Source organism: Streptomyces sp. NPDC002138, assembly GCF_040296485.1.
GTDB lineage: Bacteria > Actinomycetota > Actinomycetes > Streptomycetales > Streptomycetaceae > Streptomyces.
The window spans coordinates 1-10,231 of the sequence record NZ_JBEOXE010000124.1 but is presented as its reverse complement, the minus strand read 5'-3'; the positions used below and the strand labels follow the sequence as shown (position 1 = coordinate 10,231).

At 72.7% G+C, this 10,231-nt stretch carries 11 protein-coding genes, 1 tRNA gene, 1 other RNA gene and 1 pseudogene; 9 read left to right on the top strand and 5 right to left on the bottom strand.

Features of this window, described 5'->3' with window-relative positions:
- Positions 1-190: 190 nt before the first annotated feature.
- On the top strand, positions 191-1,123 hold the full coding sequence (gene opcA / locus ABT084_RS37190; RefSeq protein WP_351054071.1) for a glucose-6-phosphate dehydrogenase assembly protein OpcA: 933 nt from the start codon (positions 191-193) through the stop codon (positions 1,121-1,123).
- Here the strand turns inward: opcA and ABT084_RS37185 are convergent.
- The gene (locus ABT084_RS37185; protein ID WP_351054069.1) at positions 1,072-1,578 is read right to left on the bottom strand and encodes a cupin domain-containing protein; all 507 of its coding nucleotides are present in this window, start codon (positions 1,576-1,578) and stop codon (positions 1,072-1,074) included. The genes opcA and ABT084_RS37185 overlap by 52 nt on opposite strands.
- A gap of 68 nt (positions 1,579-1,646) precedes the next feature.
- Positions 1,647-2,234 (bottom strand): HhH-GPD-type base excision DNA repair protein, encoded by a 588-nt coding sequence (locus tag ABT084_RS37180; protein ID WP_351054066.1) that lies wholly within the window; start codon positions 2,232-2,234, stop codon positions 1,647-1,649.
- 122 nt (positions 2,235-2,356) lie between these two features.
- Between ABT084_RS37180 and ABT084_RS37175 the strand changes: the two genes are divergently transcribed.
- Positions 2,357-3,169: a VOC family protein gene (locus ABT084_RS37175; protein WP_351054063.1), complete on the top strand. Its 813-nt coding sequence runs from the start codon at positions 2,357-2,359 to the stop codon at positions 3,167-3,169.
- A gap of 52 nt (positions 3,170-3,221) precedes the next feature.
- Here ABT084_RS37175 and ABT084_RS37170 read toward each other — a convergent pair whose 3' ends face one another.
- On the bottom strand, positions 3,222-3,737 hold the full coding sequence (locus ABT084_RS37170) for an SRPBCC family protein (protein ID WP_351054061.1): 516 nt from the start codon (positions 3,735-3,737) through the stop codon (positions 3,222-3,224).
- 509 nt (positions 3,738-4,246) lie between these two features.
- Between ABT084_RS37170 and ABT084_RS37165 the strand changes: the two genes are divergently transcribed.
- Positions 4,247-5,692, top strand: coding sequence for a helix-turn-helix domain-containing protein (locus tag ABT084_RS37165; protein WP_351054058.1), 1,446 nt, complete (start codon positions 4,247-4,249; stop codon positions 5,690-5,692).
- Between the two features lie 32 nt (positions 5,693-5,724).
- Here the strand turns inward: ABT084_RS37165 and ABT084_RS37160 are convergent, their stop codons facing one another.
- Positions 5,725-6,144 carry a TOBE domain-containing protein gene (locus tag ABT084_RS37160; protein WP_351054056.1) on the bottom strand — a complete coding sequence of 140 codons (420 nt, stop codon included), beginning with the start codon at positions 6,142-6,144 and terminating at the stop codon, positions 5,725-5,727.
- 144 nt (positions 6,145-6,288) lie between these two features.
- Here ABT084_RS37160 and ABT084_RS37155 point away from each other — a divergent pair.
- The 4 genes and pseudogenes from ABT084_RS37155 (at position 6,289) to ABT084_RS37140 (ending at position 8,341) form a co-directional block, all read left to right on the top strand.
- Positions 6,289-6,677: pseudogene (locus tag ABT084_RS37155) on the top strand (MerR family transcriptional regulator).
- Positions 6,678-6,884: 207 nt separating this feature from the next.
- Positions 6,885-7,088 carry a cold-shock protein gene (locus ABT084_RS37150; RefSeq protein ID WP_330331611.1) on the top strand — a complete coding sequence of 68 codons (204 nt, stop codon included), beginning with the start codon at positions 6,885-6,887 and terminating at the stop codon, positions 7,086-7,088.
- Between the two features lie 96 nt (positions 7,089-7,184).
- Complete coding sequence (locus ABT084_RS37145) at positions 7,185-7,955, top strand: DEAD/DEAH box helicase (protein ID WP_502969291.1); 771 nt, start codon at positions 7,185-7,187, stop codon at positions 7,953-7,955.
- 92 nt (positions 7,956-8,047) lie between these two features.
- Positions 8,048-8,341 carry an SCO5918 family protein gene (locus ABT084_RS37140; protein ID WP_351054053.1) on the top strand — a complete coding sequence of 98 codons (294 nt, stop codon included), beginning with the start codon at positions 8,048-8,050 and terminating at the stop codon, positions 8,339-8,341.
- A gap of 131 nt (positions 8,342-8,472) precedes the next feature.
- On the opposite strand, the gene ABT084_RS37135 is transcribed toward ABT084_RS37140, so the two are convergent.
- Positions 8,473-8,560: transfer RNA gene (locus tag ABT084_RS37135), tRNA-Ser, on the bottom strand.
- A 107-nt stretch (positions 8,561-8,667) separates the two neighbouring features.
- Between ABT084_RS37135 and ffs the strand changes: the two genes are divergently transcribed.
- Together ffs and ABT084_RS37125 are read left to right on the top strand one after the other, a co-directional pair.
- Positions 8,668-8,766, top strand: an RNA gene (gene ffs / locus ABT084_RS37130) — signal recognition particle sRNA small type.
- A 56-nt stretch (positions 8,767-8,822) separates the two neighbouring features.
- Positions 8,823-10,231: DNA polymerase III subunit gamma and tau (locus ABT084_RS37125; RefSeq protein WP_351054051.1), on the top strand; the 1,409-nt coding region annotated here is incomplete at its 3' end.

The window sequence follows — 10,231 nt, the reverse complement described above, 5'->3', positions numbered from 1 at the left end:
CCCGTGTACTGGACGTACTCGGGTTTTCGGTCGGTGCGGCGAGAGCGCGTGCCGGGCGCCGCGACGCCGCGGACATCCGTCAGACACCCCCTAGGTCGCCCCGGGGTTCTGGTGGCCCGGGGCGCGGCCTCCAGGGGGAATCCAGCCATCCGGGTGACGCCGCCGTACCGGACGCTGAGAGACTCCTGGGATGCGGACCGAACTCACCGACACCACGTCCAGCCAGGTCAACCGGGCCCTCCTGGAGGCCCGGCGCGCCGTCGGCAGCCCGACCATGGGACTCGTCCTGACCCTGGTCGTGGTCACCGACGAGGAGAACGCCTACGACGCCGTCCGCGCGGCCTCCGAGGCCTCGCGCGAGCACCCCTGCCGGATCATCGCGGTCATCAAGCGCACCTCGCGCGGCCCGCACAAGCTGCGCCAGACCCGGCTCGACGCGGAGCTGCGGGTCGGCTCCGACGCGGGCAGCGGGGAGGTCGTACTGCTGCGGCTGCACGGCGAACTGACTGGACACCCGGGCCCCGTGGTGCTGCCGCTGCTGGTGCCGGACGCGCCCGTGGTGGCCTGGTGGCCCGCCGACGCTCCCGCGGATCCGGCCCGGGACCCGCTGGGCGCGCTGGCCAAGCGCCGGATCACCGACGCCCAGTCGGCGCTGGATCCGGTCGCGATCCTGGACGAGCGCGCCGCCGTGTACGCCCCCGGGGACACCGATCTCGCGTGGACCCGGCTGACCCCCTGGCGGGCCCTGCTGGCCGCGGCCCTGGATCAGAAGCCGCTGCCGGTGACGGGTGGGGCCGTCGAGAGCGAGGCCGACAATCCGAGTGCCGAGCTGCTGGCCCGCTGGCTGGAGGACCGGCTGGGGGTGCCCTTCGCCCGCGTGACGACGGAGGGCCCGGTCATCACCCGGGTCCGGCTGGAGACCACCGGCGGCGAGATCCGCGTGGACCGGCCCAAGGGGGCGCTGGCCACGCTGGTGCTGCCGGGGAGTCCGGACCGTACCGTCGCGCTGAAGATCCGCAGCAACGCCGAGCTGATCGCGGAAGAGCTGCGCCGCCTCGACGCCGACGAGATCTACGGCTCGGCGCTGCGCCGGCGGCCGCTCCAGGCGGCGCTCTCGGCGTAGTGGTTGTCGTACACGGGCGAGGAGTCCTTGATGTCCTGGACGGTGGCCTCGCCCGCGTTGACCCGGCCGAGCAGCCGGTAGTAGTCGAAGCGGCCCATGCCCGGCGTGAAACCGACGAGCACCTCGGCGGTGTGCCCGGCGGCGGGCGCGAAGGCGTGCTTGACGCCGGGCGGCACGGCGAGGAAGTCGCCCTTGCCGAGGGTCTGGACCTCGTCGTCGACGAGCACGTCGAGCTGCCCCGAGGTCACGAAGAAGAACTCGGTCGCCTTGGTGTGGAAGTGCACCGGCGCCCCGGCCGCGCCCTCCTCGAACACCGCGGTGTTGCAGGTCAGCGCGCCGCCGGTGGTGTCGGAGTCGGCGAGCAGGGTGATCAGGCTGCCGGGGGCGTCGGAGATGGCCTCGGCGGTGGCGGAGCGGGTGAGGTGCGGGGCGCGCTGTGCGGTCTCGGTGTTCATGTCCCCTACTCTAGGGCGGCTGTTGACCGGGTTCATGGGCCAATCACGCCCATGATTTCCCGGTCAATTCAGTCGGTCTTCTTCGCCTTGGCGGCCGCCTTCATCTCCTGCTTGTGCGCCCGCACCTTCGCGAGCGACTCCGGCCCGGTGATGTCGGCGGCGGACCGGTACACCCCGGCCGCGCCGTACCCGCCGGCCGCCTCCCGCCACCCCTTCGGCCGTACGCCGAGCCGCTTGCCCAGCAGCGCGAGGAAGATCCGGGCCTTCTGCTCGCCGAAGCCCGGCAGCGCCTCCAGGCGCGCGAGCAGCTCGGCCCCGGTCCCGACGCCGGTCCACACCGCGGCCGCGTCCCCGTCGTAGTGCTCCACCAGGTACGCGCACAGCTGCTGCACCCGCTTCGCCATCGCCGCCGGATAGCGGTGCACGGCCGGTTTCTCCGACAGCAGCGCCGCGAAGGCGTCCGGGTCGTGGGCGGCGATGGCGTGCGCGTCCAGATCGTCCGCCCCCAGCCGCCGGGCGATCGTGTACGGCCCGGAGAACGCCCACTCCATCGGAACCTGCTGGTCCAGCAGCATGCCGACGAGCGCGGCGAGGGGGCTGCGCGCGAGCAGCGCGTCCGCTTCCGGCTGCTGGGCGAGCCGCATCGTGATGTCCATGCCCCCAGCGTCCCGCGCGGGGGTGCTCCGCGCGCGGGCGCGACACGGCGCGCCTAGCGTGGGGAGAGTGCCCGCACGGCTGTCGGACCGACTCGGGCGTACCGACTCAGGAGTAGATGATCATGGCTGATTTCCCGGAAGGCGCCCCGTGCTGGATGGACGCGATGTTCAGCGACGTGGAGGGCGCCAAGCGCTTCTACGGCGAGGTGCTGGGCTGGACCTTCGGTGAGTCGTCCAGCGAGTACGGCAACTACACGCAGGCCTACGCCGACGGGAAGGCCGTGGCGGCCGTCGTGCCGCCGATGCCGGGTCAGGAGGGGACCTCGCAGTGGTGCCTGTACTTCGCCTCGCCCGACGCGGCCGCGACCGCCGGGAAGATCAGGGAGGCGGGCGGCGAGGTGCTGATGGAACCGATGCAGGTCGGCAGCTTCGGCACGATGGCGCTGGCCAAGGAGCCGAGCGGCGCGGTCTTCGGCATCTGGCAGCCGGGGGACCACAAGGGCTTCGAGAAGGTCGGGGAGCCGGGCGCGTACTGCTGGGCGGAGGTCTTCAGCCGGGACCCGGCCGCGGCGGACGCCTTCCTGCCGAAGGTGTTCCCCTACACCTCGCACCAGGTCGACCTCGGCGACAGCCCGGAGGCCGCCGGCATGGACTTCAAGGTCTTCAGCGTGGGCGGCCCGGACCACCCGGTGCTGGGCCGCATGAAGATGGGCCCCGAATTCCCGCTGGAGATCCCGTCGTACGTACAGGTCTACCTCACGGTCCCGGACTGTGACGCGGCCGTCGCCAAGGCCACGGAACTCGGCGGAACGCTCCACTTCGGGCCGATGGACAGCCCCTTCGGCCGCTTCGCCGCGGTCGCGGACCCCCAGGGCGCGGCCTTCGCCCTGATCGACGTCACGACGCGGGTGGGAGAGATGCCCCAGCTGAGCTGAGCTGAGCCGGCTGAGCTGAGCCGAGGCGGCGCGGCACCGGCTGCCGCCTCGGCTACCCCGCGTCCCCGGCCGCCTCGAGCGCCGCCTTGAGATTGCGCAGGGTCGTACGGATGTTGCGCCGCTGGAAGTCGGCGAAGGTGTGCCCGCGCGTCGCCACCCGGTCGAAGGCGTTCGCCACGGGGTCGGGCCAGGACCGCCGGTCGTCGGTCCAGGTCTCCGTCACCCGCGTGCCCCCCTCGGCGTCCTCGAACCGGTACTCCCAGGTGGCGATGGGTCCCGGCAGCCGGGGGCGGGTGAGCCCGATGGCGTGGACCCGGAAGCGGAAGAGCCGCTCCGCGTCGGCTGCCGTGACCGTGCAGCGCGTGGTCCAGCGGAACGGGCCGCGCTTGTTGTGGCCGTCGAAGGCGAGGCCGACGTACGCGGCGTCCCGGCGGTCGCCGCGCAGGGTCGCGCCCAGGTTCTCCGGGCTCCAGCTCCCCATGAGGGCGGGGTCCGAGACCTGCCGGTAGGCGGTGGCCGGGCTGACACCGATGTGAATGCTGTCGGACACGCTGAACGTGCGGGGCATGGCACTTCCGATCCTTCGCGGCTGGCTCACGTCTCTCGGACGTCACGCTACCGCCGGAACTACCGGCCGGTAACTGCTCGGCGGGGACCGGCTCCGCCGACCCGGCCCGCCGACCCGGGCCGCCCGCTCAGCCGCCCAGGTTCGGCGCCGTCAGCGCGCCGAACCACACGTGGGTGACCGCGCTGACGTAGCCCGCCACTCCCGCAGGTCCGCGACGCTGAGGGTCGCCGGGTGGTCCAGGTCTCCGTGCAGCATGAGTTCGGCCATGCGGAGGTCATGCCCGGGCGCGGCCGTGGCGAAAACTCATCTGCGAGGCGCATCTCACCATGCAGCTGGTAAGTGTGCGGGTCTCACTCGGAGGCGGCTTGCATCTTCGCGGGGGCCCCGGCGGGGCCGCACTGGTGAATCAATCAAGAGGCCTATGAGGTGCTTGCCCTTGCATTTACGATGGATCTTCATGTATTCGCCTGGCGAATGTGGGCTGCCACCCGCCGCAAGGAGTCCCTGCCATGCACGTCCTCGACCTGCTCCAGTCCGAAAACCTCGGCCTCACCCTGCTCTGGGGCGAGGATGCCCTTCTCGGCCAGGAGGTCAGCGGGGTCACCGCCACCGACCTGGAGGACCCGGGCCGTTTCCTGCGCCCGGGGGAGCTGGTGCTCAGCGGGCTGGTCTGGTGGGCGGAGGGGGACCTCGGCAAGGCCGACCGGTTCGTCGCCGCGCTCGCGGACGCCGGGGCCACCGCCCTGCTCGCCGGTGAGGAGACGCACGGCCGGGTCCCGGACGAGCTGGTCGCGGCCTGCCGGGCGCGCCGGGTGCCGATCGTGGCGGTGCCCGCGCGGACCAGCTTCCGGGCCGTGACGGAGGCGGTGTACCTGCGCCAGTGGGGGGATCTGAGCCGCCGCCCGACCCGGCTCTTCGCGCTGCCGGAGAACGTGCGCAGCGAGCTGAGCGGGCTGCTGGAGCGCGGAGCGGGCCCGGCCGAGCTGCTGGACCGGGCGTGTGCGCACCTGGGGCGCGTGCCCTGCTACCTGCTGACCGCGAGCGGGCGCACGATCGCCCGTACGCCGTCCGCGCCCGCCATCCCGGCCCAGCGCGGGGCGGGCGCGCTCGGCGGGGTCTCGCTCACCATCGAGGCCGACAGCACGCCGTACGACGCCTGGCGGCTGCACCTGCCGGACGCGGACGCGGCTCCGCCGCGGGTGCTGCACGAGATCGCCGAGGTGCTGGCCCAGTACCGGGACGGGCAGGCCCGGCGGACCGCGGCCGAGCGGGCGGCGGCCGGCGAGCTGGTCGCCCTGATGGAGGGCGGGGCGGGCGCCGACCCCGGGGCGCTGGAGGACGCGCTGGCCGCGGCCGGGCTGCCTTCGGGCGGGCCGTACCGGGTGCTCGTCGCGACCTCCGGGGACGCGCTGGCCGAGGCGCTCGGGCACCTGGGGGTGACGGCGGCGGTCGGGGAGGCGGTCGCGGTGCTCCACGAGGAGCGGGACCCCGGGGTGGACGTGGGCGCGGAGCTGCGGGGGCTGTGGCCGCTGCTCCAGGCCTGCCGCCCCGAGGCGGAGCTGCGCGTGGGGGTGGGCGCGCCGGCGGCGGGCCCGGAGGACCTGCGGGCCTCGCTGAACCAGGCCCGGTTCGCGCTGACCGCGGCGGGGGCCGGGGCTCCGGTCCGGGTGATCGAGCAGCTGGACACCCTGGCCGCGCTGCTGGCGGGCGTACCGGCCGAGGTCAGGTCGGTGTTCGGGGTGCGCACGCTGGGGGCGCTCGGGGACGGGATGCTGCGGGAGACCCTGGAGGTCTTCCTGGCCCACAACTGCTCCTGGGCGCGCACGGCCGAGGCCCTGCACCTGCACGTCAACACCGTGCACTACCGCATCGAACGGGTGGAGGCGCTGACCGGGCGGGATCTGTCCCGGCTGGACCACAAGCTGGACCTGTACGCGGCGCTGCGCTGCGGGTGAGCCCGCTGGGGGCGCCGGGGCCCCGCCGGGACCTACGGCGCGAGGTCGATGTGGACGTTCGTGGACTTCACCCGGGCCGTGACGGTCACCCCGACCTCGATGCCCAGTTCGTCGACCGACTCCCGGGTGATCACGGACACCACGCGGTGCGGGCCCGACTGGATCTCCACCTGCGCCGCCACCTCGTCCACGCGCAGGCCGGTGACGATCCCGGCGAAGGAGTTGCGCACCGAGGTGGCCACCCCGCCGTCGGGCACCGGGTGCAGTCCGGCCGCCCGGTCCTTGGCGAACGCGGCGAGGACGACCCCGTCGATGACCCGCGCCCCGCCGGCGGCTCCCCCGCCGTCGAGCGGCCGGGAAGCGGACAGGCGTCCGCTGTCCGTCCAGCGGCGGACGGTTTCCGGGCTGACGCCCAGCAGGTTCGCGGCCTGCCCGATCGAGTACGACGGCACGCCCGCACTGTAGCGGGCGATCGGGATCGGCTGTTCGACGGGGCGAGAATAGCTGTCGCGGCCGCAGTAGACTTTATTTGGCAATCCCGCCAGTTTCCTGGGCCGATCGGAGATTTCCGGCCGGTCCGACCGGGAAAGGTCTCCGTGACATCCGATCCTCGGCCCCCGCCCACCGGCCATTTCGATGACGACGACCACCCGGCGTACACGAGGGGCCGGGCGCGGAGATGATCAGTGCCACTCCCGCCTTCCTGCGCGCCCTGGGCGAGGCGAAGGTGATCACTCCCCTGCGTTCCGAGGGCGGCCACCGCCGTTACTCCCCCTGCCAACTCCGCATCGCAGCACGGGCCAGGGAGCTGGTGGACCAGGGCGCGCCGGTGGGCGCGGCGTGCCGGATCGTCACGCTGGAGGGCCAGTTGGACGAGGCCCTGCGCAGGAACGAGGAGCTGCGGCGGACTGGCGAAATATCTGCTATCGCGGATACAGAAACTATGTTCAAGGGGCCTGCGACAGGGGTGAATTCGAATAACTGACTCACAGCGCCGCCGGTCAAGGGCGTGGTACTGTCGATTCAGTTGCAGTTGTGGTTCCCAAAAAACGACAAGCGCTTCCGACCTGGTGTTCTAGCCGGCGGACGCGCTTTTTGTTTCCGGTGCTTTCCGGTACGGGGCAATCATCGCGGCGACGCGGGGCTCGCACAGTGCGGCCCCCGGAACTGCCCCGTTTGAAGGAGATTTGACATGGCTACTGGCACCGTGAAGTGGTTCAACGCTGAAAAGGGCTTCGGCTTCATCGCTCAGGACGGCGGCGGCGCCGACGTCTTCGCCCACTACTCGAACATCGCTTCCCAGGGCTTCCGCGAGCTCCAGGAGGGTCAGAAGGTTTCGTTCGACGTGACGCAGGGCCCCAAGGGCCCGCAGGCGGAGAACATCGTCACCGCCTGATCGCCGAGGCGACTTCGCCGGGGCCCGCACCTTGGGGTGCGGGCCCCGGTTCGTTTCCCCCGCTCTCCGCGACGTGTCGTACCAGGAGGGTTCTTCATGGACCGCACCACGGACACGAACAGCACCTTCACGGCGCTCGGTCTCCCCGCGCCGCTGGTGGCCGCGCTGATCGCGAACCGCATCACCCTTCCCTTCCCGGTGCAGACGGCCACGCTGCCGGACTCGCTGGCCGGCCGGGACGTTCTGGGCCGGGACCGCACCGACTCCGGCGAGACCCTTGCCTTCGGCCTGTCGTTGCTGGCGCGCACCGCCGGGCACCGGGCCGAAGCGCGGCGGCCGCTGGCCCTCGTACTCGTTCCCACGCGGGACCTCGCCGACCGGCTCGCCGCCGAACTGGCCCCCTACGCACGGTCGCTGGAGCTCCGGCTCGCCACCGCCGTGGGCGGAGCCTCCTCCCGCCGCCAGGCCGCCACCCTGCGGGACGGGGTCGAGATCGTCATCGCCACGCCCGGACGACTGGGCGACCTCGTGCGGCGCGGCGACTGCGAACTGGACGCCGTGCGGGTGGTCGTGCTCGACGGCGCCGACCGGATGGCGGACCTGGGCCTGCTGCCGCGGGTCACCGCCCTGCTGGACGCGGTGGGCCCCGGCGGGCAGCGGATGCTGTTCTCCGCCGTCCTGGACCATGAGGTGGACCAGGTGGTACGCCGCTACCTGCGCGACCCGGTGGAGTACTCCCCGCAGCCGCCACCGCCTCCACAGCCGCCGCTCAGCGCGCACATCCCGAGGACGGGGACCGGCGCCGACGCCGACGCGGTCCGCCGCCCGCCGGCCGGGGCCGCCGCACCGGGCGGCCGGGCCGCGTGAACCACCTGCACCACCAGCACCACCCGCGTCACCCGCAGAACCCCTGACCGGAACGCCGGACAGGGTCGCTTCCGCCCCGAGGAGGTACCACCATGCGCCTTGTGATCGCCCGCTTCCCCTTCGACCTGAGCAAGAGCGAAGTGGAGGCATCCATGAAGGGCGTCGCACCCCAGCCGATCACCGTCGCCTCCGTCGCGTCGGTGACCATCGGCCGCCGGGTGTACCCGGTCAAGCAGGTCGGCCAGGTCATCACCCGCCAGGACCCGCGTGACTTCACCGCCAACGAGGTCGTCAGGGCGCTGACCCGGCTCGGCTTCACCTGCCAGCCCGCGCTCGCCCCGGAGGAGACGGCCCCTCCGGCCGGCGACGGCGTCAACCTCTGGTAACCCGCCCCCGACCGGCACAGGCCCGCACAGGGCCTGCCACAGGGCCGGCCCACGGCCCGCCGGGCCCGGGAACGCCGAAGGGCCCCGCAGCAAGCTGCGGGGCCCTTCAACGTATTGCCCGGTGAGAGCAATGGCGGAGGATACGAGATTCGAACTCGTGAGGGGTTGCCCCCAACACGCTTTCCAAGCGTGCGCCCTAGGCCACTAGGCGAATCCTCCGCGACGAACAATACAAGACGTTGGGGGGTGCTCGCGAACGTGATCGTCCGCGGAGGATCCGGGTGGGGGGTGGCTCGATACCCGGGCCGTTCATCCGCTACGCTGGGGCCAGCCCCTCACGTGGCGCTATCTCACCCAACTCCCCCAGGGCCGGAAGGCAGCAAGGGTAAGTGGGCTCTGGTGGGTGCGTGGGGGGCGCTTTGCGTTCCGGGGCAGGGTCGTCTGCGTCGCGTTGTCGGCGGGCCCGGATAACCTCGTGAGTGTGTCGTCCCTTGCGCTGTACCGCCGCTATCGCCCCGAATCGTTCGCCGAGGTCATCGGGCAGGAGCATGTCACTGCCCCGCTGATGCAGGCCCTGCGCAACAACCGGGTCAATCACGCGTACCTGTTCAGCGGGCCCCGGGGGTGCGGCAAGACCACCAGCGCCCGCATCCTGGCGCGCTGTCTGAACTGTGAGCAGGGCCCCACGCCCACTCCCTGCGGGGAGTGCCAGTCCTGCCGGGACCTCGCGCGCAACGGGCCGGGTTCCATCGACGTCATCGAGATCGACGCCGCCTCGCACGGTGGCGTGGACGACGCCCGTGACCTGCGGGAAAAGGCATTCTTCGGGCCCGCGTCGAGCCGGTACAAGATCTACATCATCGATGAGGCGCACATGGTCACCTCGGCGGGCTTCAACGCCCTGCTGAAGGTGGTCGAGGAGCCGCCGGAGCACCTCAAGTTCATCTTCGCGACCACCGAGCCCGAGAAGGTCATCGGGACGATCCGGTCGCGCACGCACCACTACCCCTTCCGGCTGGTCCCGCCCGGCACGCTGCGCGACTACCTCGCCGAGGTCTGCGGCCGCGAGGGCGCGACCGTCGAGGACGGCGTGCTGCCGCTCGTCGTGCGGGCCGGCGCCGGATCGGTGCGTGACTCGATGTCCGTCATGGACCAGCTGCTCGCGGGCGCCGCCTCCGACGGTGTGACGTATGCCATGGCCACCTCGCTGCTCGGTTACACGGACGGGTCGCTGCTCGACTCCGTCGTGGACGCCTTCGCGGCCGGGGACGGGGCCGCGGCCTTCGAGGTCGTGGACCGCGTGGTCGAGGGGGGCAACGATCCGCGGCGGTTCGTCGCCGACCTGCTGGAGCGGCTGCGCGACCTGGTGATCCTGGCCGCCGTGCCGGACGCCGGGGAGAAGGGGCTGATCGACGCTCCCGCCGATGTGGTCGAGCGGATGCAGGCCCAGGCCTCCGTGTTCGGGGCCGCCGAGCTGAGCCGGGCCGCCGACCTGGTCAACACCGGGCTGACCGAGATGCGGGGGGCGACCTCGCCGCGGCTCCAGCTGGAGCTGATCTGCGCCCGGGTGCTGCTGCCCGCCGCCTTCGACGACGAGCGGTCCTTCCAGGCCCGCCTGGACCGGCTGGAGCGCGGCGGAGCCGCCTTCGCGGCTGCCGGCGGCGGCGTCGGCGCCGGAGCTCCCGCATCGCTGCCCGCCGCGGTGCCCCCGCCGGTGTACACGGCTCCCGCCCCGGTGGCGCCCCCGGTCGCGCAGCCCGCGCCGGCCGCCCCCGCCATGGGGTACGTCGCCGGGCCCGAGGCACACGCCATGGCGCCCGCCCCAGCAGCAGCCCGCCGAGCACCACCCCCATCACCGGGAAGCCCGCCCGCTCGGCCAGCACACTGCCC